Genomic DNA, 24,662 nt, shown 5'->3' with positions numbered 1-24,662 from the left:
CAAAAAAGGTAAGCCGCGGCTTACCTTTTTTAATATTAGTAGAGCAAAATTAATCTTTGTTAAGATCTTTACGTGCTTGCTCAATTTCTTCGGCAATTTCACGTGCTTTTTGTTTGGTTTTTTCGGTTAGGTCGCCTGCCGTTTCTTTACTTTTTATCCACGCATCAACAGCAACTTCTTTGCCGTCATCGTACATATCTAAACCCATTGCTTTACTTTGCTGTAATAACTGATTTAGCGACTCGTCATGTTTAATTTCGTGAGTGGTTTCTTTTACTTTAGTCCACGCTTTGTCTAGCTCTTGCTGCACTTGAGCACCGGTGTCTTTAGCGTCTTCTTTGATCTCTTTGGCATCTTCACACGCGGTTAATGTAAGTAAAGTGCCTAATAATGCTAAACCTGCTAATTTATTCATGTGTAATTTTTCCATCGATATAAAATAATATTTAACACCATTATAAGTAACGAAAATGAACATACCCGTAACAAAACGATTAAATTTTAAATTAATGGATAAAAGTGATTGCCCTAAGCTGTTTAAATTGGCTCAATACTTGGGTGTAACTACGGTTTATTGAGCCCCGAGCATTAAGCTCGGGAGTTATTAGAATTAGCCTATTGCGGGTATTAATCCGGCCATTTGTAGGCCTTGGGCACTAATAATAGTTAAACCGCATAATGCTGCAATGGCTAAGCCAATATTACCGCTGCGTACTTTATAACCTGTGTTCTGTGTACTTTTACGTTGCTTATAAACCATAGCTACAGGTAAAAAAACGGCCAAAATAACCAAGGCAATCGCTGCGTAGCCAAGCGCCATAATAAACCCTTGCGGATAAAATATGGCAAAACCAAGAGGAGGTATAAAGGTAATTAATGCCGTTTTAATTCGATCCGCTTTTGTATCTGCTTTTTTGAAAGTGTCGGCAAAAAAGTCAAACAAGCCTAAACTTACACCCAAAAATGAAGTGGCCAATGCAAGATCAGCAAATAACTTAACGGCAGTGGCAACGTTTGGGTTGTGCGCTATGCTCGCCATGCTTTGTACAAAGCCACTTAAACCTTGGCTATTGAGCAAATCATTTTGATTCATAATACCCTGGCTTAATATTTGCCAAAAAATATAAATACCTAACGGTAGCGTTGCACCCGCTATCATTACTTTACGCAGTGTTTTTATTTCTAATCCTACGTATTTAACAATTGAAGGAATAGAGCCATGAAAACCAAATGAGGTAAATACCACCGGAATAGCCGAGAGTATTAAGCCTTGCTCTACTGGCATTTCAAGTAAATGTTGGCCATGTACATAAGGCGTTAACATATAAAACAGGCTGGCAAGTACCACTATTTTTATTGAAAACAGCACTCTATTAAATTTATCGACCTTACTGGTACCCAGAGTTACGACACCAGCAATTAAAACCGCCAGTAAAACAGAGGCCAGTTGCGGTGCAATACTCACGTTAAACCCCGTGTTTATGCGATCTTGAAGTTGTGCGCCACCACCAGCAATATAAGCTGCACACAAAGCGTAAAACAAAAATATCACCGAAAAGTTAGCTACATATTGCCCACGTTTGCCAAGCCAAAGTTTAGCTAAGGTATTTAGCGTCGCATCGCGAGGAGCATATTGATGGAGCTCAAGCATTAGCAGTGCAGTGTAGGTCATTAATAACCAACAACCGACAATTAATGTCAGCGCAGTACTAAACCCTAGTCCGGCTGATGCAATTGGTAAGGCCAGCATACCTGCACCTATGGTAGTACCTGCAACAATTAACATGCTACCTATTGTTTTATTTTTAAGCACTTAATGATCCTGATCAATCTTGAGAGGTACGCAAGATATAACTAGTTAACCAAAACTTAAATAGTTTTGTTATAAAAGAAATAAAATAAAGTGTAATTATCTATTTACAACTGTAATTTAAATGCATCTTTTATTAATATTAACTATTAAAAAAGTGCTTTAAGCGTATAGTTTATTTGAAGTTTTTTGAGTTTTATTGTTAATGGCTAAGGAGCGGCATGTGCCAATTAAAGTATCGTACTTTATAATGATTCTTATATGGTCAACCACACCATTAGGTATAGTGTGGAGCAGCGATACAGTATCGCCAACATTAGCGGTTTTATTACGTATGTTGGTAGGGCTTACTTTAGGTGCTGTAATTATAGCTATTACGCGTATTAGGGTGCCGTGGAATAAAAATGCCTGCTTACTTTATTTTTACTCTAGCATAGGTATTTTTGGTGGCATGTTACTTAGTTATATGGCGGCTAAAACAGTGCCCTCAGGCATTATTTCATTAATGTTTGGCTTAGCGCCTATTTTATCGGGCTTACTTGCCCAGCAACTCCTTAACGAGCCTAAGTTTAGTGCAATTAAGCTAATCGCACTTGCATGTGCCCTAATCGGATTATATTTTGTCAGCTATAACCAAATTAAGCACTCGCAAACTCAGGGGCTTGGTTTGTTATATGTGTTTATAGCGGTGTGTTTTTTTAGTTTAAGTGGAGTGATGATCAAGCGGGTTAAAATTGCTATTCACCCTATGGCAACTACATTTGGTGCTCTGGTGTTTGTAACACCTTTATTTTTTATTGCTTGGTTGCTGCTAGACGGTGAATTAAATATACAAAATTGGAGTGCTAAATCAATATGGGCTATTGGTTATTTAGGAGTATTTGGCTCATTGTTAGGAGCGCTGGCGTATTTTCATGTATTACAAAACTTAAATGCCAGTACTGTTGCACTTACCATGCTTATTACCCCAAGTTTTGCATTAGGGCTTGGCGCATGGCTTAATAATGAACCGCTTAGCAAGGAGCTTATCAGTGGTGCGGTTATTATTTTACTAAGCTTAGGTGTGTTTCAGTTTGGCGAGCAAATAGTTAATCGAAATAAGCAAAAAATATGATGTTAAAGCATCATATTTTCGCTATTTGAATTACTAATCTACGGTTTTTGTTGCGCCCTAAAATAGTATCGTTAGTGTCTACAAAACGTTTTTCACCTAACCCATCGGTATGCACTTTAGTTTCATCAACACCTAAACTAATCATATAATCTTTAATTGCTTTAGCGCGTGTTTTAGAAAGGTCTAGGTTATTCCATCGACCGCCATAGCTATCGGTATAAGACGCTATATTAATTGACTCAATACTTGGATCATTTTTTAAGTATTCAGCAATTTTATCTAAACGTTGCTGCGAAGATTTAGTTAATTTACTGCTGTTAGACTGATAGTTCATTACCGTAAACGAAATATCTTCAAAGCTATATGGCAATAATTCATCGCGGCATTGTAAAAAGGCCCAATAGGCTTGTTTAAAATTAACCCCCGACATGCCTACGGCAATTTTATCGGCACTATTTTGCCAGTCTTGATAATAAAAAGTAGGCTGATTACCTTTTTCAAGTTCGGTGAGCATTTCCCATGCGGTTTTATTACCCAGTTCGCCGTCAAACTTTTTAAGTAACTTCATGTCAGCTATATCGCGAACTGGCGTACCGGCTCGCCATGCTGGTGGCACTGCTTTTAAGCCCGCAATAGCATAATTATCAGGGCGAACAACCATATCTAAATTAAAAGTAAGGTCTTTGTTTTTACTTGCATTAACATTAAATATGGCTTCGCCATAATATGGAACTTCATGATTTAACTGGCATTGTAAACGAGAGGTTTTAACTACTTGCCAATTAGAGTTGTCTTGATCGGCAATGTATTGGCGCATAGCACCATAGCTGCTATAACTGCAAAGTGCGCTGGTAATACCAAGGCTAATAAATAACAACTTAAACTTCATCGGGAATTCTCCAGTAAATCAGTATTGCCAATAATTTGGCAAAATACCGTGTAATAGCACTTAATAGTAAACAATACTGAGTAAGCTCTAACTGTAAAGCAAATTACATGCCTATAGTTTTAGCTATAATTAATCAATAAATCCCCTAGCCGAAAGGCCCCCAATTTTGACATAATAGATGGCTTACACCTACAAACCAAGAAGACTATGGCAAATACTGAGCAAACACTTTTCGCAAAACGCTTTCGCGGCTTTTTTCCAGTGGTAATTGATGTTGAAACTGGCGGGTTTAATAAAGATACCGACGCTTTATTAGAAATTGCAGTATCTGTTTTAAAAATGGATGATGAAGGATTGCTTAGCATAGATCACACGGTGCACTTTCATGTAGAACCGTTTGCAGACGCTAACATTGAACAAGCGGCCATTGAGTTCAATGGTATTGATCCATTTTCAGCACTGCGCGGTGCCGTGCCTGAAGAGCATGCAATTAAAGAAATTTGCAAAGTTGTGCGCAAAGCGCAAAAAGCAGCCGGCTGCCAACGTTCAGTTGTGGTTGCGCATAATGCAGCATTCGATCATGGTTTTTTAAATGCAGCAATAGAGCGTAATAATATAAAGCGTACGCCGTTCCATCCATTTGTAAGTTTTGATACTACATCGTTAGCAGGGCTTGCTTTAGGGCAAACTGTACTTGCCAAAGCATGTAGAGCAGCGGGTATTGAATTTGATAATAGCCAAGCACACTCAGCACTTTACGATACAGAGCGTACCGCTGAGCTTTATTGTTTAATAGTGAATCGCTGGCAACAACTAGGCGGTTGGCCACTAGCGGCATTAGAAAACACCGATACTGAGTTACAAGTAGATGATAGTGATAGCGATGATGCTAAAACGTCTGAGTAATTTTACCTTCGCTTAGTTTGACTAAATGGGGCGGATAAATACGCGAAAACTGCTTAGTGTCTTTTGCTATTTTAAGCTCCACACCCGGATGCATTAAATCGTTAACTTTTAAGTGGCTGGTGGCCAATAGTTGCATTATTTTATGCTTAATAAGCTGTTTTTGACGTTGTAACTGGGCAGTACGTGTTTGTATATGCTGCTCATTAAGTTTTATTTTATCTAAATATAGTTGACGTTGTGCCGGCGCTGGGATTTTGTTGGCCTTAATTCGCGCATTTTTTAGCACAGCAGATTTATCAGCAAGCAGCTTTTCAAAGTCAAAAATTTCAGTTTGCTTTTCTCTCAGTTCAAACCAATGTTGTGCTAAAAACACCTTGGTTTTAGTTCCTGCGGGCGCACCCAGCTCACCAGTTTCAAGACGCAGTGCATTTAATATATTACCGCCAATTATTTTACCGCGCGGATTGTTCGCTTTTCCTACTCTAATTAATCGCTTAGCGCGTAAATCACAATGTAAAGCCTGGCGTTCAATAAAGAGATCTTGCGCTGTTTCTATGTGGCAATACTGCGCATATCCAACGCAAATAGTCCGCTGAGCAATTATGTGGCAACTAAATGCTTCATCAACTTCGCGCTTTCGGCCAATGGCACCTAGCATAATGGTTACTGCACCTTTACTGTGTATTGTTCCTGATTCTACAAAGCCTAAAACAGTAATGTCGCCATTCGCTTTAACATGCATACCATCTTTAATATCACCACTAATAATTACGCTACCGGTAAAGTTAATATGGCCGGTGCTTACATCTACGTTATCAAAACATAACACGTCATCCACACGCATTCCACGGGGGAGGGCAACTGGTACGCCTTTGCAATCAGCTATTAATATATTTGGGTTATTAGGATCTATTTTGGTTCCCTCAAAGGGCTGCAATTGATGCTCTTTTCCGGGCTTTGCTAAAATAATATCGCCAAATACAGTATAACCATCTTCACCTAAAGTAGCCGCAACTCGCTGCATAAGTGGCGTGCCTGGTTTTACCGTAATAATTGCCCCTAAATTTTTCATATCAACTTTACCGCCTTCCTTAGCTTGCGGGCTAAGTACGCGATCTTGTGCGGTTGAACACAAACGTACAAATTTGGCGTCAAGGCCTTTTTTAGGGTTACGGCCATGCGCAATAATTGCAGAATATTCGCTTCCTGCTGGGTGCTCAAATTGCTGTCCTAAAAAGTTATCTAAGGCTTGTGGGCTTATGCCCTTACTAATACCAGCATCAAAAAGTGCTTTTTGTGCGTCTTGCATTGATAGCAATACACCACCTTTTGCCGTTTTAATCGTTGCTTCGGCTACCATATTTTTGTCATCAATATTAATAGTAATAGCGGCATTAATTGCGTGTGCAACAATCAACGATTCGCTTTGGTAATTTTTACTTTGCGTAAATAACTTACTAATATTGACAGCTATAATCTCAAAGTCACAATACTGGGATTGCTCTATCAATGTTATTAACTGTGTTGTTGTTGCTATAAAACCACTGTCTATAGGATGCTTTAATAAAGACAAGTACCCTGTTTGTTGATTAAATGAGAAAACCGACATTTATAAATTCCCTACGTAATATGCCTGTTATTATTTTATTTTTTATATAAAGATCAAAATTTGTTATTAAATAAATTTTAATCTCGTATTTGAGCACAAAGCAGAGAGAGTGTTAAGTAAATGCTATTGCTTACTCGGGTTGTTTGCATAGCTTTGCCTGTTTAATGCACAATAGTGCTTAGTAAATAAAATAAAGCGTCGAAGGCCCTTGAGTATCAGCATGTTACTCGGTTATACTAGCCGTACGCTCTGAATGAGTTACTAATTCAGGGGCTGATTAGGATTCGACGGAATTCAAGAAGCCCAAGGTGCATGTCGAGGTGCGGTTTGCCTCGTTAAACAGCCGCAACCTAAAGTAATCGCAAACGACGATAACTACTCTCTAGCGGCTTAGGCCAGCTAGCGCTCCTTCTATGTATTCTTGTGGACTAGATTTTGGAGTGTCACCCTAACACCTGATCGCGATGGAAACCCTGGCCGGGGTTGAAGCGTTAAAACTAAGCGGCCTCGCCTTTATTTACCGTGTTTGTCCGGGACTTAAAGGTTAATTAAATGACAATACTAAGCATGTAGTACCGACGGTCGAGGCTTTTCGGACGGGGGTTCAAATCCCCCCAGCTCCACCAATATCGGTTTTTAGATTCGTTTGTCTAAAAACCCTAAAAAACCCGCAACGCTTGAGAAATCAAGCTTGCGGGTTTTTTTATGGCTCATTTCTAAGTAAACTCGTAAAATAGTAGCTAGACTGTATAAAACTATTTTTAAATAGTATAAATATAATTGCTTTTTATTTTAGTAACCCCCTAAATTACATTAATGATACAAAATATTCCTTAACGTTTTTATTTTAAAGTAAATGAAGGTGTCCACTCTTCCAGTTTTGCCTATGTTGGTTTTTAAATTTTATTGTTAACTATTAACAACAATTAGTGTTATCTGGGTATTCGGCTTTTTTGCTACAAACCATATGTTAAATTTTGATCTATAATTCTCAGTACCTCAAATTATTCCGCATTTATATTGAAAGTCGCTGTTACAACGAACAGTGACATTGTGTATTTTAAGTAGTACATTAAGTTGTTGTATATAATTTGTTATAAAAAATTGCTTAATCGACTGCAAATTAAAGATAAAAATAATACTGGGTAACTTAGATTAATTCAATGTAGAGGTACAGGATGCACCTTATTTTAAAATTTTTTCAATTTATTTTTTTAGCAATATATTGCCTATCTGCATCCGCAAATACGTCAGACTACATTTTCAAACACCTTACTCTTGAAGATGGCTTACCCTCACTAGAAATACTGCAAACATTTCAGCAATCAAATGGCTTCATTTGGTTTTCAACCTCTAGAGGGGCAATCAGGTACGATGGCTATTCTTTTAGGCACTTTTATTTTTCACCAAGCTCGACTGATCATATTTCTAATAATTTTGTAAATAAAATAGCCGAAGATAAAAGCGGTAATCTCTGGCTCGCTACTGAGGATGGGTTAAATCGAATTAACATTGATGGCAGTATTGATATTTTTAAAAAAGATGATGGTTTACCGTCAAGTTGGATATTGACTCTTTTTATTGATTCAAAAAACCGACTTTGGATTTCAACAGGAGAAGGGCTTGTATTATATAAACCAGACAACCAGATTTTTCAAAAAATCACTGCAGCAACAGACAATAAGGTTACAGCAATTACAGAAATGGCTAATGGAGATATTTTATTTGCAACGGAGAATGGACTGAAAAAAACTGCTTCTGATGAAGAGAGTATTAAAGCAATAGTAACCACTCACCCAGAATTAGAACTATTAGGAAATTATTACATAGTAAATTTAAAGCTACTGAGCAATGACTGGGTCGCTATAGCTACTGAGTATAATGGTTTATTTCTCGTTAACTTTCAATCAGATGAATTTCATCATTACACTCAGGCTTCAGGGTTAATGGAAAATGCAGTGAGCTCTATCGAGCAAGTAAGCAAAGATCAATTATGGGTTGGACATTACACTAAAGGTGTGTCGGTATTAAATTTAGCATCGGGTAATATTTCATCGGTGCAAAATAGGCAATTCGATGCTTACTCTATTGTTAGTAACACTATCAGAAATATTTATCAGGATGAGAGCGGTATTGTCTGGGTTGGCACTGACTCCGGAGTCTCAAAATTATCTCCTCAGCAACGTGGCGTGCATATTTACAGAGCGCTGCCTCAGGGAAAAGGACTATCTGGAAGCTTTGTATATACTGCCACGCCGTATAAAGAAAACAACACTTTAGTTTCTAGTGATGGTGGTATTGATTTAATAAATAATATCAGCCGAGAGATCACGCCAAATTTTTTAAACGTTTTGAATTCTGATTCTGTAGAAGTTGATGATATTTGGTCTTTTGCTAGCAGCAAAAGTGAAATATGGATGGCTGCAAGCTCTGGTGTGGGGTTATTTGATGTAAAACAACAAGCTCTCCACTTTTTTAGTAATGCTAAAGATAATAAGTTTGAGCTACCAAATCAGTCGATTTACACTGTTTTAGCTGAGCCAAAGGGAGGGGTTTGGTTTACTGGTTACAATAATGTGGGGTTAAGTTTATTTCATCCAGAGCAAGGCGTTATCAAGCGTTTTATGCATACCAATGAGAGTGATTATACCAAAGAGGGGAATTTTACAAACGAAACTATTTTGTCTTCACGCGGTGAAATATGGATGGCCACTACGGATGGGGTGTTTAGGGTGAATCGTGAAAGTGGCGCTTACCAGCATTATAAACTAGGTGGTACCGCAGCTAAGCGAGAATATATTAGGGTTTCTTCTATTCGGGAAGGTAAGGAGGGGGTATTTTGGATTGCAACACAAGGATTAGGTTTAGTTAAAATACAGACCAAGACTGATTCAGTCGAGGTAGACATCACTTATTTCACTACCGATCAAGGAATGCCAAGTAATGAGATTACGGCGCTTGCTGTGAGCTCACAGACAATTTGGCTTACCAGTAACCGCGACTTAATAAAGTTTAGTATCGCATCACAAGATGTCCAGATCTTTAAAAACTTAATTAATATTAATAATTTAAAGTTCATGTTTGCCAGTGCGTATTTATCAGGCAGTAAGTTGTTGATTAGTTCATCGAAAGGTTTAGTTGAAGTAGACACTAATGAAATAGCGTTAAGCCAATATTCTCCGCAAGTCGAAATAACTAAAGTATTATCGAATAAAGAAAGTGTGTACCAAAGTATAAATAAAAAAAGCATGGCTGATAATTATATTCAAAAATTAGCAGACGGAAATATTGAATTTCATTTTGCTGCGCTTGATTACGTTAACCCAGAAAATAATAGTTTTAGTTATAGATTATTAGGATTTGATGACAGCTGGAGCAATGTAAGCACTACTCCCCAAGCTTTTTATAGTAATCTTTTACCAGGGTATTATACCTTTGAAGTTAAAGGCACTAATAGCGATAATTTATGGAGTAATAATGTTGCTCGGTTAGATGTTTATATTGCTATTCCATATTGGTATTACATGCTCGCTAGCCTATTATTTCTTATTGGATTTATTATTTTGTTGTTTATTTTTAGCAGGCGTAAACAAATAAGAGTATTAGAGTATCAACTGCGCCACGATACGTTAACAGGCTTACCTAATCGATTTGATTTTCAGCAAAAAGTTAGTGATTTAGTTTCTTTACCAGAATGTGATTTTGCTTTGGTCGTTCTTGATTTAGATAATTTAAAAGATGCAAATGATATTTATGGCCATAAGGTGGGTGATGAATATATAAAGCAGGCATCTAAAAGAATGCAGGAAAGTGTGGGTGAGCAGGGGTACCTAGCGCGATTAGGAGGAGACGAATTTGTGCTGTTACTTAACCTCAATCAGCATGACAAAGATTACTTTAAAGTGATTAACCTTATAACGAGTAATCTGTGTAAGCCGTATCAATTTGATGATGTAACTGTGAGTGGGTCGGCAAGCTTAGGAGTAGCCATTTATCCAAAAGACGGCAACAATGAACACGAATTATTCATTCATGCAGATAGCGCCATGTATGCCGCTAAAAAAGCCGGGAGAAATCAAGCTTACTTTTTTAATTCGCTGCTCAAAAGTAAGTTAGCTGAAACAATTAAAATTAAAACTAATCTTAAATATGCATTACGTAATCAAGAGTTCGAATTATATTACCAACCTAAATTAAACCCAATCAACCGTTCTATAGAGGGTTTCGAAGCACTAATTCGTTGGATCCACCCAGTTGAGGGTTTAATACCTCCTGATAAATTTATAGATGAGGCCGAAAATAATGGTTCAATAGCTCAGATTGGTAAATGGGTAATTGAAACTGCGTGCAAACAAGCCGCAGATTTACATAGCAAAGGGCTGTTAAAGGGAAATGTATCAGTTAATGTTTCTCCCAAGCAGTTACATACTAGCGATATAGTAAATATTGTGCGTAATGCGCTTAAAAGCAGTTCGTTACCAGCGGAAAAATTGGAACTGGAGATTACTGAATCTTCTTTAATGGATGAGAGTGATAAAACTTACACGCTATTAACTAATTTAAAAAATATAGGGGTGAGTATTGCTTTAGACGATTTTGGCTCTGGGTATTCTTCGTTAAGTTATTTAACTAAGTATCCTATATCCACTTTAAAAATAGATCGGAGCATTATTAATTTAGCATCGGAGCAAAAGGCATCACTGTTAGTATTGCGTAACATATACTCATTAGCTCACTCTATGGGTATGAAGGTTGTTACTGAGGGGGTAGAAACTGAAGAACAAGCCAGTTTATTGCTACAGTATAAAGACGATTTAGTACAAGGTTTTTTGTATTCTAGGCCTGTGCCGTTTGCAGATGCAAAGCGGCTATTAATTCAAAATGCGACCGTTATTAATTGCCCATCAGAGCCCAGTGGCTCTGCTGAAAATAGCTGGTAGTTAGAAAGTTTATTTTGTCTGTTATTTTAATAATAAGCACTTTTTATTGTATTAAACATTAAGGCAGCGCTGGCTCACGTGAGTGCAATAGCTTAAGTGCGGCTATTAACCGCTAACAAAAGGAAAGCTTAAATACAGCTGTATAATGAGTGCGTTGGTAATATCAATGAAGAATGCGCCCACTAAAGGTACTACTAAAAATGCCTGTGGTGAGGGGCCGTAACGAGATACTAAAGATTCCATATTTGCAACTGCGGTAGGCGTTGCGCCTAAACCAAAACCACAATGACCGCCCGCTATTATTGCGGCGTTGTAGTTTTTACCCATTACTCTAAAGGTAATAAAGTAAGCAAACAGCATTAGCATAACGGCTTGTACTAAAATCATAAATATCATTGGGCCGGCTAAGCTCAGCAGCTCCCATATTTTTAACGACATTAAAGCCATGGCTAAAAACATTGATAGCGCCATAGTGCCCCATAAGTCTATACAGGCGCGGCTTACCTTATAAATTTTAGAAAATTCAGTAAGGTTAGTAATAAAAACACCAAATAATAATGGGATTAAAAATGCTGGTAAAATAACGTCAATTGCTTTTAATGCGTCGTAGCCCATGCGGCCTAAGTACATACATAATAATATAACAAACAAGGTTTCCATCATTTTACGCGGTGTTACTAGGTCGTGATCATCTGGGTCGAAGGTAACTGTGTCATCGCGCTCTTCATGGTATGAAGTGTCTGCTTTTAAGTTGTATTTATTAATGAGGCGCCTGCTGACTGGGCCGCCAACTAAGCCACCAAGAATAAGCCCAAGCGTAGCGGCCGCCATTGCCAGTTCAAATACGCTACTTTGCATACCATATTCATTAATAAATAAATCAGCGTACGTAGCACCACTACCATGGCCACCAGAGAGTGTTACAGAGCCGCCAATTAAGCCCATTAAAGGCTCCATACCGGTTGCTACCGCAATAGATATGCCTAAGGCATTTTGTACCAATAAATAAATTGTTGCGACGCCCAAAAACAGCGCGACTTTAGGGCCACCTTTAATTAATAAGCTAAAACTCGCACCCAAACCAACAGTGGTAAAAAACATGGTCATTAATGGGGTTTTAAAAGTCATATCGAATTGAAAGTTAATATCAAAGTAAACGTGCAGAATGGCCGCAATAATAGAAAAGGCAATACCACCCACAACGGGTTCAGGAATGTTGTTGTCTTTAAGAAAAGCAATTTTGCTATTGAGATAATAGCCTGCAAAAAGTATTAACAAAGAAACTAACAAGGTTTCTATAATAGAAATTTCAATATTCATAAGCGCATTTAACCTTTTTAATATGGTATATTTTTGTTTGCACATGAACCAAAGTTTGACCGTGAAGAGGTAATCAACAGATTAGCAGTTCAAAACTTTAGAGCGCCATAAGCAAAAGCAGTACCTTGCAACTTAGCAAATCATTAATAAAAAACAGGCAAAGTTTAATTTTGAGGGCAGGAGCTTAGCATATACCGGTTACCGATCAAGATGCATATTTTAAGTTTGTATACTATTTTGCAGCAAACACAGCCATAAAGTAATTCTTATTCATTAGTTTTAATGTGGTTGTATTTTTTTACAACAAACAAAGTTGGGTGTAATTGTTAAAAGTTGAATAGATAAAGGGACAGTTCATTTTTATTAGTTACGTGTTTGGGCTAATTTATAGCGGGTTATTAATTTTAAAATTGAATCTATAATTAATTGTTGTAAGCATATTTTAAACTTAATGCTGAGCTTTAATGTGCTGTGGCTTTACACAATGCTTATATTTTTTGAACGCAATTTAAACTATGCGTGTTATACCTAATGGTTATACAAAATCACTAAAATAAGCCTCAATATAAGGTGTTATTCACCCTAGAGCATAAATATGGGTTTATTGGCTACAGAGTTTATTACTCCCTGTATAGCGCTGTTACTTATTGTACTTGCAGGTTTTACATCGTTTGTATCTGCCGCGTTTGGTGCCGGTGGCGGGCTGATGTTATTAGTTGTTATGGCATCAATTATGCCAATGACGGTCGTGGTGCCAGTGCATGGCTTAGTACAATTAGGATCGAATGCAAATAGACTAGTGTTGAGCATTAAACATATAGATAAAAGTATGTTTATTTACTTTACGCTTGGTGGGTTGGTTGGCGCTGGCATTTCTAGCACTGTAGTTAATGATATTCAGTTAGATGGTATGAAGTTGGCGGTTGCGGTATTTGTGGTTTATTTATTGTGGGGTAAAACGCCTAAATTTAAAAACGACTCAAAGCTGGGGCGTTTAGTTGCGGGTTTAATAACGGCATTTATTTCTATGTTTGTTGGCGCAAGTGGACCGCTAGTAGCGAGTTATTTGCATATTAATAATTATGACAAATTAAAGTTCACTGCAACGTTTTCTAGCATTATGACCCTACAGCATGTGTTAAAGGCGTTTGTTTATACTGTTATTGGGTTTAACTTTTGGCAATGGTTGCCATTGGTGATAGGTATGATAGCCAGTGGTGCGCTAGGCACTTGGTTAGGTATTTATTTACTTAAACGTATGCCTACAGCACGTTTTAAAACTATTTTTAAGGTTATATTAACACTTATGGCTTGCCAATTGGTTTGGCAAGGCATAAGTGAAATATTGCTATAAGCAGATTATTTTACCGCAGCTTTAATAGGGCTGTCGCCATCAAAAAGCTCAAAAATACAACTGCTATTACATTGGTTTTGCGCAATGTTAAATAAAACATGAGCAACGTTTTCTCGGCTTATTTTTGCATTTGAACGATCGCTTGGTCGTGTTGTGCTAATAAGCATTGATGCAGCTTCGTTGGTTAATGCACCCGGTCGTACAATGGTATAACTAAGGCCGCTATTTATTAGGTATCTGTCTGCCATGTGTTTAGCTACTAGGTAAGGTTTTAGATCACTTTGAATTGCATCAGGATCGTCAGCACCTAACGAGCTCACCATAATAAAGTGTTTAACACCGTGCTCTTTTGAAAAGTTAATTGCCTTAGTAGCAGCCCACAGATCAATTAATAAGGTTTTATCAGCACCTGTACCGCCGCCTGAGCCAGCAACAAATATAACTTGCTCACAGTCTTTTACTACGTCACTAAAATCGCTTTCTAAATCTTGTTCGATAATAGTTAAATGTACGCTATTTAAATCACTTAGTTTATTTTTATTGCGCACTAAAGCGATTACATTATGCTCATGCTGGAGTAATAACTCGGTAGTCATTTTACCAATTTGCCCGCTTGCGCCAATAATTAAGGTTTTACTCATCATTAACTCCTAAATTTGTTTGCTATTTCAGCTTACAGTAGATCGTGACTCGTTGGTATACCTTTCAAGTATAGCTAACTGATTAAATTTTATTACGAATTAAATCACGCACTATAAAACGAGCAGGGTGAATAGCTTGGCTTACACGCTCGCTGAGCGGGCGCGGCTCGTTGTTTAAACTGCTAATTAAGTGTTCACTGCAAAGTGGCGCACTGCATAAAGCACGTGCACCAAAGCCGGTGAAAATATGTAGCCCTTGTTGTTTTTTACTTAGGGCTTGGTACTGATAGCGTTTACCTAAACGTAAATTAGCAAAGGCAGTTAGGTAATCGCTTTGCTCTACCCACTCTCCTGCCATAGGTAAGTGATCAATAAAACTACAACGCACTGCGGCTTTTGCTGCGGTTATATTGCCTAAGCTAGTTGCAAAATTACAGTGGCCGTAAAAGTTGAGTAATTGCTCGCGATTACTAAGGTTGTCTTGCTCAGTTACTTGTCGGCTTTTGGTGTTTTTTTCAAACGTTGCACCCATACAATGATGATCTAAATAAGCGGGTGTAAAATAGCCTTTATGGCACAGCACCGTTTTTAGTTTAGTTGACTGCTCACTTGCCTGCACATGCGATACTTGCCCGCGTACACCTACGATTGGTAGTGCTTTAGTTTGTGCAAATGCATCGCTGTGCTCACCTGCACATATAATTACATCGCTAAAGGGGCCAAACTGTTTGCCGTTACTAAAAAGTAGCCAGCCGTTGCTGGTTTTTTTTAATTGTTCTATATGGCAGTTAAAAGTACTTTTATAAGGCGATAAACAATGGGCGGCGCTCAACATAGCATTAACTAGTTGTGGTGGGTTTACCCAGCCACCTTGTTCAAAATATACGCCAGAATAACCAGTAGTAACTCCGGCTATAGTATCTCCTTGCTCTGCGGTTACGTTACGCATTAATGTTTGTGGCCATAATTGCTGCTGGGCTAAATTTTCATGGCGATCAACGAGTGGCTGTTTTACTGCATGCTGCAATACACCGCACCAGCTATGATCAAAACTAAAGCCATCATTGAGTAACTGTTTATAAAGCCGTTTGGCATATAAAAAGCTATGCGCAAATAGCTCGCTGTGTGGGGAGTTTTTTGCTTGTAAATGAGGGTATACCGCCCCTTGCACGTTGTGCGATGCCCCCATAGCGGGTGCAGCATCTTGGCAAAATAATTGGCTGCTAATACCTCGCTTAGCTAGGCTGTATAAAATACAGCTGCTGGCAATACCACCACCAATTACCGCCACATTACTAAGCGGGCTTACATCGTGATTAAAATAACTTGGCGCCGATTGCGTATCGTTAGTGTGTTTTAATGTGCCAATTAGCATGCTACGTTTGTGCGCAAATCCTTTAACTTTTTGCATGGTAAAGCCTGCATCACTTAACCCACGACGAACAAAGCCGGCAGCGGTAAAGGTAGCAAGGGTGGCTCCTACTTTTGAAATGTTAACCATGGCATTAAACAGGCTTTGCTGCCACATGTCAGGGTTTTTACTCGGTGCAAAACCATCTAAAAACCAAGCATCTACTATACCTGAGCGCGGATAGCTCATTGTTTTAATCGATTCCAGTGCATCACCAAAATATAAATCGAGCACGATTGTCCCATTATTAAATTCAAGTCGATGGCAGCCTGCTAAATTAATGGGATACTGGCTGATAAGTTGCTCACTTAATAAATTAAGTTCAGGCCATGCTGTTAATATTTTGCTTAAGTCGCTTACACTTAATGGGTGTTTTTCAAAGGCAATAAAGTGTAGTCGCTTTACACCATAGTTTAGTTGCTTTTGAACTTGTTGGCGTGCAAGGTGGTCAGTAAAGTGCTGGCATGTATTTAAAAAGTTAAGGCCAGTACCAAAACCGGTTTCGGCTATAACGAAATGTGCTTGGTCATGGCTTTGTAACCGTGTATCTATATTGTTTTGCTGATAAAACACATAATAAGATTCAGCTAAGCCATTATCGTCAGAATAATAAATATCATCGAAGTCATTGGCAACAGGTGTGCCTTGGTGGTTAAAGTGAATGTTGGCGTTTTTTATCATGACCCATTTAATTTTAGAGATGAAATTTTTTAATTATTTTACGTGTTTTCTTTGAAATAGTCTGGCGTTATTTATAAGCTAGCAGTTCAGAGTACAAGTGTACGCTAGAAAGCTGACCACTTAGATGATTAAATTCGCGTAAAATAGAACGCAATTAAGTATTAAGCTAAGGGAATTACCCATGAGAAGAGCCGTAATTACAGGTATCGGTGTTGTATCAAGTATTGGTAACAACAAAGAAGAAGTATTAGAATCGTTAAAAACAGGCCGTAGTGGCATTGCGTTTAACCAAGAATTTGCCGATTACAAGCTACGTAGCAACGTGTCGGGCAAAATTGATATTGACGTTAAAGAACATGTTGACCGCAAAGCAATGCGTTTTATGGGTGATGCTGCTGCCTATTCTTATATTTCAATGACGCAAGCGATTGCAGACTCAGGTTTATCTGACGAGCAAGTGTCAAACGAGCGTACGGGTATTATAGTTGGTTCTGGTGGTGGTTCATCTAAATGGCAAGTAGAAGCGGCTGATATTTTACGCGAAAAAGGCGTAAAGCGTGTAGGTCCTTATATGGTGCCACGTACTATGGCAAGCACCACGTCTGCATGTTTAGCAACACCGTTTAAAATTAAAGGTGTTAACTACTCTATTAGTTCTGCATGTGCTACATCAGCGCACTGTATTGGTAATGCAGTAGAACAAATTCAACTTGGCAAGCAAGATGTTGTTTTTGCTGGTGGTGGTGAAGAGCTGCACTGGACTTTAGCAATGGAATTTGACGCTATGGGCGCACTTTCTACTAAGTACAACGAAACACCAGAAAAAGCATCGCGTACGTACGATGCAAACCGCGATGGTTTTGTTATATCTGGTGGTGGCGGTATTGTTGTGGTTGAAGAGCTTGAACATGCTCTTGCTCGTGGCGCACATATTTACGCAGAAATTGTTGGCTATGGTGCAACGTCTGATGGTTACGACATGGTTGCTCCTTCAGGCGAAGGTGCTGCACGCTGTATGCGCCAAGCTATGCAAGACGTAGAAAGTATTGATTATTTAAATACGCATGGCACATCTACTCCAGTGGGCGATGTTAAAGAGCTTGGCGCTATTCAAGACGTATTTGGTGGTAATTCACCAATGATCAGCGCAACTAAAGCAATGACAGGCCATGCCCTAGGTGCGGCGGGTGTTCACGAGGCTATTTTCTCTTTATTAATGCTAGAGCATGGCTTTGTTGCACCATCAATTAATATTGATGAATTAGACGAGCAAGCTGCAGGCCTTGATATTGTTACTGAGCGTCGTGATGTTGAGTTAAATACTGTAATGTCGAACAGCTTTGGCTTTGGTGGTACAAATGCCACGTTAGTTATGAGTAAATATAAAGGTTAATTAGTTTCTTACTAAATACCCTAAGCCGAGCATTGCTCGGCTTTTTAGTTTGTGCAAAGCCTAGGTTGTTCGTTACAATAGCGACCCTTAATTGCCAAACGGACTCTGTATGAAAATTCTTGCCGATCAGAATATGCCTTTAGTTGAGCAGTACTTTGCAGACATTGGTGAAGTTGAGCGTTTTGATGGGCGACAATTAACAGCCGATCAACTAATAGACGTAGATGTGCTGCTTACTCGCTCAGTCACTCAGGTTAATAATGAGCTTTTAGCACACGCTAACAAACTAAGCTTTGTTGGCACCGCAACAATTGGTGTTGATCATATTGATACGCAATTATTAAATGATAAAAATATTGCCTTTAGTAGCGCGCCAGGCTGCAACGCAATTGCGGTAGCCGAGTATGTAATAAGCAGTTTATATGCCTTAAGCCAAGAAAACGCCCGCCCACTTAATAATCAAACAATAGGTATAGTTGGCGTAGGCAGTATTGGCAGTTGTTTGGCGCAAAAATTACAAGCGCTGAATTTAACTGTACTTTTATGTGATCCAATAAAACATGCGCAAGGCTTATTAAACGAGCACGTAGCACTTGATCAATTACTTGCGCAGTCAGATATTGTAACTTTTCATGTTCCGCTTATAAAAAGTGGCGAGCATAAAACGCTACATATGATGGATAAAGCCAGATTAAAAGCGCTCAAACCCGGGCTTACGTTAATTAATGCAAGCCGTGGTGATGTGATTGACAATCAAGCATTATTAGAAGTGATGCAAGCGGGTGCCGATTTAGATTTAGTGCTTGATGTATGGGAAAACGAACCCACTATTTTAACTGAGCTACTAGAGCATGTGCGCTATGCAAGCGTTCACATTGCAGGGCACACCCTTGAAGGGAAAGCCCGTGGTACACAAATGTTGTATCAAAAGTTTTGTGAACTAAAAGGGATAGAAGCAACAAAGTCGCTCGACGAGTTTTTACCCGTGCCTGCAATTACGCAAGCTACATTAGGACAAAGTTTTAATGAAGCTGATATTGCGCGTTTGGTGCATTTAATTTACGACGTACGCCGTGATGACGGTATTTTACTGCGTGATTTAGCGAATAACGGTTTTGATAGTTTACGTAAAAACTACCCTGTAAGACGAGAATTTAGCACTTTAACAATACAAGGTGATAGCTCGCAGCTAGCCGCTTTAGCCCAGCTTGGGTTTACTGTTGCAAACTAATTTAACTAGCGATGTTGTTTTAATATCGCTTAAAGAGGAATAAATATGTCGCAAAAATATAACGTTGTGGTACTTGGTGCTACAGGTTTAGTTGGTCGTCAAATCATTGAAACATTAGCAGATCGTAAATTTCCAGTGGATCAACTTTTTTTACTTGCTAGCAGCCGCAGCGCAGGCGAAGACATTAAGTTTTGTGGTGAGACCATTGAAGTACTAGATGTTGAAGGCTTTGACTTTAGCCAAGCGCACATAGGCTTCTTCTCTGCTGGTGGTAGTGTGTCAGAGCAGTACGCGCCAATTGCTGCAGATGCTGGTTGTGTAGTAATCGACAATACATCATTTTTTAGAAATGATTTTGAAGTCCCTCTAATCGTACCAGAAGTTAACGCAGCAAGCTTAGCCGATTTTAGAAACCGTAACATAATTGCCAACCCTAACTGTTCAACTATTCAGATGATGTTGGCACTAAAACCAATATACGATGCTTACGGAATTGACCGTATTAATGTATCAACATATCAAGCAGTGTCGGGCGCAGGTAAAAAAGCGGTTGATGAGTTAGCAAAGCAAACCGCTAACTTAATGAATGCCCGTCCAGTTGACAGCGATATATTTCCTAAGCAAATTGCGTTTAACGTGATCCCACAAATAGATGCATTTGAAGATAACGGCTACACCCGTGAAGAAATGAAAATGGTTAACGAAACGCATAAAATATTAGGCGATACTACCATTGCAGTAAACCCAACGTGTGTAAGAGTACCGGTGTTTTTTGGTCATTCAGAGTCAATCAATATAGAAACACGTATGCCATATGACCTTGAACACGTAAAACAGTTATTAAACGACGCGCCAGGTGTTGAGCTTATTGATGATGCGGGCGATTACCCAACAGCGGTATCTGATGCCAGCGGTAATGACACAGTTTACATTGGTCGTTTACGCGCCGATATTTCACATCCACATGGTTTAAATATGTGGGTTGTAAGCGATAATACCCGCAAAGGTGCAGCAACAAATAGCATACAAATTGCAGAAGAGCTTATTGCTAACTACATGTAATTACTTATAGCTTTAAAGCAAAAAAAGCGGTAAACATTATTTGTTTGCCGCTTTTTGTTTATATGGCTGTCAATTAATTGCCGCATATAATTTAAAAGCGTATAAAGATGTTGATATAACAGATTTAAATACTTTTAATTATAAATTTAAGGTATTTATTTTCAAAGTGTTGCGATGGATATTAGTGGCTAACTGGTTTATAGTTTGTAACTGGAATAGAGCTTGCAATAAAAATAGATTGTAATAAAAAATGTGAGTCAGCCATTTGGTTGATAACGGCAAGAATAATCAATGTTTATGCGCCCACTTTGTGGCGCTACGTTAACATTTAAACATTAAAGGATCAGCATGCGCGGTTTAGCTTCACTTATTATATTGGCGTCTGCATTGATAGTCACTTCTGTTTACTCTCAAGACAGTACCCAACTAAAGGGGCCTAAAGGCGTTGACTATGGTGTGCAAGGACGAGCAATAGGGCCAATAAAACCGACCGATACACTCTGGCGTATTGCTGTTAAAGTTCGTCCTGATAACTCTGTAAGCATTTATCAAGTTATGCAGGCCTTGTATAACAAAAATCCAAATTCATTTTTAGAACAAAACCTTAACCACATGCAAAGTGGTGCCTATTTAAACATACCCACCTTAGCTGAAATTAAAAGTGTTAGCTCTGAGCTAGCAAGACAGCGCTCTGAACAAGACGACAAGTTATGGGAAAAAAAGAAAAACGGCACGCTAACGCAAAGCGAAATTAATACAGCTCAAACCAAAGTAACGCAAGCGCGTAAAGTTGACGTAGACGAAGCTAAAAAAGAATTACAAAAAGAATTAAATGACATAAAAACGGATCAAAGTAATAGATTAGTTGAGCTGCAACAGCAATTTAAAAGTTCGGTAAACAATGTTGAAGAAATATTAGTAGAGAATAACAAGCTTAAAAAACAACTCACAGGAATTTCACAAGAGCTAAAAAACTTACGCGAGCAACTAGGCCAAGACAGCGAAATACAGCTGCAACTTAAAGAATTAATAGTTAAACAAAATGAAATAATAGCGCAACAAAAAATCAAAGACGCCAAACAAGATGCCGAATTTGACTTAGGAGCCTTGCTATCTAATCCGCTGGTTTTAATTTTGTTAATGACTATACCTGCATTATTAATTATTTTTGCCGTTGTAATGTTGTTACGTAAACGCGCAAATAACACCGAGCAAAATAACCAAGAAGATGAAGAATTTTTACCGCAAACTCCCGTTTATAGCAGTGATGACAGCGATGATGTTGTAAGTGCAGCTAGCCACGACGATCCTATTATTCCTGATCCGTTGGATGATTTAAGTGTTCAATTAGATGACGGTATTTCGGATGACGCGCTGTTAGATGACGATGTAGCGTTTGACGACTCATTAGACGATAGCAATTTATTAGATCAAGATGAGTTAGAAAGCTTACTGAGCGATGACATCATTTTTGATGATGAAGACGGCCAAGACGATGATGAACTCGATATTTTTATGCAGCAAGGCTTTGATGAGCCTGTAGAGGACACTATTGATTTAGACTTAAACACATCACAAAACAGTGATGATATTTTAAGTGCTGATGATTTAGATAGCTTATTTGATGAAGACGATAGCTTACCAGAAATTGAATCGAGTGATAGCGACAAAGTAGCACCAGAGAGTGGGGATTCTCACGATGAAATATCTGCCTTTAGTGAAGAGTTGGCAAGTGAAGATGACGATTTTGATATTGATGATTTATTAGAATCAGAGCAATCATCAATACCAAGCAATACAGAAGAGTTGGTAGAGGAAAACGACGACTTTGACTTAGATGATATCGACAGCTTAATCGATGAAGTAAGTGAGCAGGACGATGCTCTGCCTGAAAAGCAAAGCAGCGCTACAGAGCTAGTTGAAGAAAGCGACGACTTTGATTTAGACGATATCGACAGCTTAATCGATGAAGCAAGCGAACAGGGCGATGATCTGCTGGAAGAGCAAAACAGCGCTACAGAGCTAGTTGAAGAAAATGACGACTTTGATTTAGATGATATCGACAGCTTAATTGGCGAAGCAAACGTTCAGGGCGATGATCTGCTTGAAGAACAAAGCAGCGCTACAGAGCTCGTAGAAGAAAACGACGACTTTGATTTAGATGATATCGATAGCTTAATCGATGAAGCAAACGAGCAGGGCGATGATCTGCTGGAAGAGCAAAGCAGCGCTACAGAGCTCGTAGAAGAGAATGACGACTTTGATTTAGATGACATCGATAGCTTAATCGATGAAGCAAACAAGCAGGATGATGATCTGCTTGAAGAACAAAGCAGCACGACACAATTAGTTGAAGAAAATGATGGTGTTGATATTGACGACATCGACAGCTTAATCGACGAAGTTAGCGAACAAAGCGATGAAGAGCAGCCAGAAACACCGCTTGAAGAGCAAAGTAATACAGCTGAGTTAGTAGAAGAAGCTGATGACTTTGACTTAGATGATATTGACGACATCGACAGCTTAATCGACGAAGTTAGTGAGCAAAGCGAGGAAGAGCAGCCAGAAACAGCGCTTGAAGAGCAAAATAATACAGCTGAGTTAGTAGAAGAAGCCGATGACTTTGACTTAGATGAAATTGACGATATCGACAGCTTAATCGATGAAGTAAGTGAGCAGGATGATGAAGAACAGCCTGAAGCACCGCTTGAAGAGCAAAAAAATACAGCTGAGTTAGTAGAAGAAACTGATGACTTTGACTTAGATGATATTGACGATATCGACAGTTTAATTGATAACTTAGACGACGACCTTGATGAACATGATGCACAAATAGATACAGCCCTTGCTGAATCAGTAGAGGATTTAGAAAAAGCGCAGCAAGAGTTAAATAGTGACGACGCTGAATCTGTTGACTCTTCATTAAGTGAAAATACAGAGTCAGCACTTGAGTCAGAACCAGAGCTTGCAGTAGAAGAGCAAGACGATTTTGGCGACTCAATTATAGAGGATTACTCAGATACATCGCAGACGTTACTCGATCCTGAAGATGCGCTTGAAGAATATAATGACGATAATTTAAAAAGTGTTGATGAGCTTTTAAATGAGCTACAACAAGCATCCGATGATGAAGAGTATGTAGAACCCCCTCAGTGGTCGGTTGATGATTTTAATGATGTAACAGAAGCCGAATTAGGTGACGACCCTCTAGGTATTGAAAATGATGAATCTGAATTATTAGCAGATGAGTCAGTGCCTGATGTAGCAGCGCCAAGCGAAGAGCTTGATGTAGACGAATACCCTGAGCTAGATCTGAATGACGATGCAATACTAACAGCAGATGAACAGCAAGCGTTTACTCCGCAAGAGCTGCAAGGTGATAACCTAGATGGTGATGCTAAAGGTATGGCCTCGAGTCAAGCTGAACAAGATCTTGCAAACTCGCTACTAGCCGGTGGTAATTTAGATAGTTTAAATGATGACTTTGACGATGAACTATTAATTGAAAATGATTTTTCAGAGCTCGATAGTGAACAACAAAATGAAGATGAATTATTAGCAATAACCTCATCACCAGAGGTTGATACAAGTAATTCGTCTGAGCAGCAATTAAATGATGACGTTAGTGATGATTTGCTTAACGAAGTAGACGATATTCAAATTGAGCAATTAAATGAAGAGTTAGATGAGAAGTTAATTGATGAGCAAACAAATGTAGACCGTGAAGCGGCATTAATGCCAACAGAGTTACCGCATAACGGTGAAGTTGCATCGGATGATGAGCTTGATGACGAGTTTATGGCCGATTTAACTCAGACCGACTTTGATGCATTACTAAATGAATTAGCCGATGCTGATGAGCTGGATATTGCAGACAGTAGTGAGTTTGACGTTGATTTTAATAACTTACTCAGTGATGAAATAGATACTGATGAATCAGCTTTAGCGCCACAGCCAACAGTTAACAGCAATACTATTGAGCAAACTAGCAAAGATGAGTTTGTAGATATTGATGCGTTATTAGAGCAAAGTGACGACGCAGATACAGAGCACGAACCTTACGATGATGTGAATATGGACGTAGGGCTAGGTGATTTTGACTCATTACTGGCCGGCGATAACCCAACAGATGTTGATGCTGAAAGTGGCGGTTATTCTGCTAAATTAGACTTAGCCCGCGCTTATATTGAAATAGATGATTTTGACTCAGCGCTTAAGGTTATCGAAGACGTTATTAATAAAGGCCCTGAAGAAGTTCAACAAGAAGCGCTTAGCTTAAAAGCTAAACTTAAATAAAATAA

Annotated in this window: 15 protein-coding genes and 1 other RNA gene; 9 read left to right on the top strand and 7 right to left on the bottom strand. The window is 38.7% G+C overall.

Annotated features, from left to right (window positions below; translation table 11 throughout):
• Nucleotides 1-49: 49 nt before the first annotated feature.
• A complete protein-coding gene (locus H5079_RS12135) occupies nt 50-415 on the bottom strand; it encodes a hypothetical protein (RefSeq protein ID WP_089368578.1) in 366 nt (121 codons plus the stop codon).
• Between the two features lie 195 nt (nt 416-610).
• Complete coding sequence (locus H5079_RS12130) at nt 611-1,813, bottom strand: aromatic amino acid transport family protein (protein ID WP_182684173.1); 1,203 nt, start codon at nt 1,811-1,813, stop codon at nt 611-613.
• A gap of 220 nt (nt 1,814-2,033) precedes the next feature.
• Here H5079_RS12130 and H5079_RS12125 point away from each other — a divergent pair, with 220 nt between their 5' ends.
• Nucleotides 2,034-2,924 carry a DMT family transporter gene (locus tag H5079_RS12125; RefSeq protein ID WP_182684172.1) on the top strand — a complete coding sequence of 297 codons (891 nt, stop codon included), beginning with the start codon at nt 2,034-2,036 and terminating at the stop codon, nt 2,922-2,924.
• 10 nt (nt 2,925-2,934) lie between these two features.
• On the opposite strand, the gene H5079_RS12120 is transcribed toward H5079_RS12125, so the two are convergent.
• Nucleotides 2,935-3,813 carry an OmpA family protein gene (locus H5079_RS12120; protein ID WP_011328772.1) on the bottom strand — a complete coding sequence of 293 codons (879 nt, stop codon included), beginning with the start codon at nt 3,811-3,813 and terminating at the stop codon, nt 2,935-2,937.
• A 207-nt stretch (nt 3,814-4,020) separates the two neighbouring features.
• Here H5079_RS12120 and rnt point away from each other — a divergent pair, with 207 nt between their 5' ends.
• Complete coding sequence (rnt, locus tag H5079_RS12115; protein WP_182684171.1) at nt 4,021-4,719, top strand: ribonuclease T; 699 nt, start codon at nt 4,021-4,023, stop codon at nt 4,717-4,719.
• Here the strand turns inward: rnt and H5079_RS12110 are convergent.
• Nucleotides 4,703-6,328, bottom strand: a complete 1,626-nt coding sequence (locus H5079_RS12110; protein ID WP_182684170.1) for a DUF342 domain-containing protein — start codon at nt 6,326-6,328, stop codon at nt 4,703-4,705. The genes rnt and H5079_RS12110 overlap by 17 nt on opposite strands.
• A 269-nt stretch (nt 6,329-6,597) precedes the next feature.
• Here H5079_RS12110 and ssrA point away from each other — a divergent pair.
• Together ssrA and H5079_RS12100 are read left to right on the top strand one after the other, a co-directional pair.
• Nucleotides 6,598-6,954, top strand: a transfer-messenger RNA (tmRNA) gene (gene ssrA / locus H5079_RS12105).
• A 552-nt stretch (nt 6,955-7,506) separates the two neighbouring features.
• A complete protein-coding gene (locus H5079_RS12100; protein ID WP_182684169.1) occupies nt 7,507-11,268 on the top strand; it encodes an EAL domain-containing protein in 3,762 nt (1,253 codons plus the stop codon).
• Nucleotides 11,269-11,373: 105 nt separating this feature from the next.
• Here the strand turns inward: H5079_RS12100 and gltS are convergent, their stop codons facing one another.
• A complete protein-coding gene (gene gltS / locus H5079_RS12095) occupies nt 11,374-12,588 on the bottom strand; it encodes a sodium/glutamate symporter (protein ID WP_011328742.1) in 1,215 nt (404 codons plus the stop codon).
• Between the two features lie 595 nt (nt 12,589-13,183).
• Between gltS and H5079_RS12090 the strand changes: the two genes are divergently transcribed.
• Complete coding sequence (locus tag H5079_RS12090) at nt 13,184-13,942, top strand: sulfite exporter TauE/SafE family protein (protein ID WP_182684168.1); 759 nt, start codon at nt 13,184-13,186, stop codon at nt 13,940-13,942.
• A gap of 5 nt (nt 13,943-13,947) precedes the next feature.
• On the opposite strand, the gene H5079_RS12085 is transcribed toward H5079_RS12090, so the two are convergent.
• On the bottom strand, nt 13,948-14,583 hold the full coding sequence (locus H5079_RS12085; protein ID WP_011328740.1) for an NAD(P)-binding oxidoreductase: 636 nt from the start codon (nt 14,581-14,583) through the stop codon (nt 13,948-13,950).
• Between the two features lie 82 nt (nt 14,584-14,665).
• Entirely contained in the window at nt 14,666-16,675 is a 2,010-nt protein-coding gene (gene mnmC / locus H5079_RS12080; RefSeq protein WP_011328739.1) for a bifunctional tRNA (5-methylaminomethyl-2-thiouridine)(34)-methyltransferase MnmD/FAD-dependent 5-carboxymethylaminomethyl-2-thiouridine(34) oxidoreductase MnmC, read from the bottom strand.
• 181 nt (nt 16,676-16,856) lie between these two features.
• Between mnmC and fabB the strand changes: the two genes are divergently transcribed.
• The 4 genes from fabB to H5079_RS12060 all read left to right on the top strand — a co-directional run bounded on the left by fabB (nt 16,857) and on the right by H5079_RS12060 (nt 24,657).
• Entirely contained in the window at nt 16,857-18,068 is a 1,212-nt protein-coding gene (gene fabB / locus H5079_RS12075; protein ID WP_011328738.1) for a beta-ketoacyl-ACP synthase I, read from the top strand.
• Between the two features lie 109 nt (nt 18,069-18,177).
• Nucleotides 18,178-19,299 carry a 4-phosphoerythronate dehydrogenase gene (locus H5079_RS12070; RefSeq protein WP_182684167.1) on the top strand — a complete coding sequence of 374 codons (1,122 nt, stop codon included), beginning with the start codon at nt 18,178-18,180 and terminating at the stop codon, nt 19,297-19,299.
• 45 nt (nt 19,300-19,344) lie between these two features.
• The gene (locus tag H5079_RS12065; protein ID WP_011328736.1) at nt 19,345-20,361 is read left to right on the top strand and encodes an aspartate-semialdehyde dehydrogenase; all 1,017 of its coding nucleotides are present in this window, start codon (nt 19,345-19,347) and stop codon (nt 20,359-20,361) included.
• Between the two features lie 348 nt (nt 20,362-20,709).
• Nucleotides 20,710-24,657 (top strand): FimV/HubP family polar landmark protein, encoded by a 3,948-nt coding sequence (locus H5079_RS12060; protein ID WP_182684166.1) that lies wholly within the window; start codon nt 20,710-20,712, stop codon nt 24,655-24,657.
• The last annotated feature ends 5 nt before the right edge of the window (nt 24,658-24,662 follow it).

Source organism: Pseudoalteromonas sp. SG44-5, assembly GCF_014164175.1.
GTDB classification, from domain to species: Bacteria; Pseudomonadota; Gammaproteobacteria; order Enterobacterales; family Alteromonadaceae; genus Pseudoalteromonas; species Pseudoalteromonas nigrifaciens.
This window is presented reverse-complemented; position numbering and strand designations above follow the sequence as displayed.

Bases quoted from the DNA above. Each gene is read 5' to 3' on its own strand.
- H5079_RS12060 (WP_182684166.1), top strand. From the start codon at position 20,710: ATGCGCGGTTTAGCTTCACTTATTATATTGGCGTCTGCATTGATAGTC.
- H5079_RS12065 (WP_011328736.1), top strand. From the start codon at position 19,345: ATGTCGCAAAAATATAACGTTGTGGTACTTGGTGCTACAGGTTTAGTT.
- fabB (WP_011328738.1), top strand. From the start codon at position 16,857: ATGAGAAGAGCCGTAATTACAGGTATCGGTGTTGTATCAAGTATTGGT.
- mnmC (WP_011328739.1), bottom strand. From the start codon at position 16,675: ATGATAAAAAACGCCAACATTCACTTTAACCACCAAGGCACACCTGTT.
- gltS (WP_011328742.1), bottom strand. From the start codon at position 12,588: ATGAATATTGAAATTTCTATTATAGAAACCTTGTTAGTTTCTTTGTTA.
- H5079_RS12090 (WP_182684168.1), top strand. From the start codon at position 13,184: ATGGGTTTATTGGCTACAGAGTTTATTACTCCCTGTATAGCGCTGTTA.
- H5079_RS12100 (WP_182684169.1), top strand. From the start codon at position 7,507: ATGCACCTTATTTTAAAATTTTTTCAATTTATTTTTTTAGCAATATAT.
- H5079_RS12070 (WP_182684167.1), top strand. From the start codon at position 18,178: ATGAAAATTCTTGCCGATCAGAATATGCCTTTAGTTGAGCAGTACTTT.
- H5079_RS12110 (WP_182684170.1), bottom strand. From the start codon at position 6,328: ATGTCGGTTTTCTCATTTAATCAACAAACAGGGTACTTGTCTTTATTA.
- H5079_RS12120 (WP_011328772.1), bottom strand. From the start codon at position 3,813: ATGAAGTTTAAGTTGTTATTTATTAGCCTTGGTATTACCAGCGCACTT.
- H5079_RS12135 (WP_089368578.1), bottom strand. From the start codon at position 415: ATGAATAAATTAGCAGGTTTAGCATTATTAGGCACTTTACTTACATTA.
- H5079_RS12085 (WP_011328740.1), bottom strand. From the start codon at position 14,583: ATGAGTAAAACCTTAATTATTGGCGCAAGCGGGCAAATTGGTAAAATG.
- rnt (WP_182684171.1), top strand. From the start codon at position 4,021: ATGGCAAATACTGAGCAAACACTTTTCGCAAAACGCTTTCGCGGCTTT.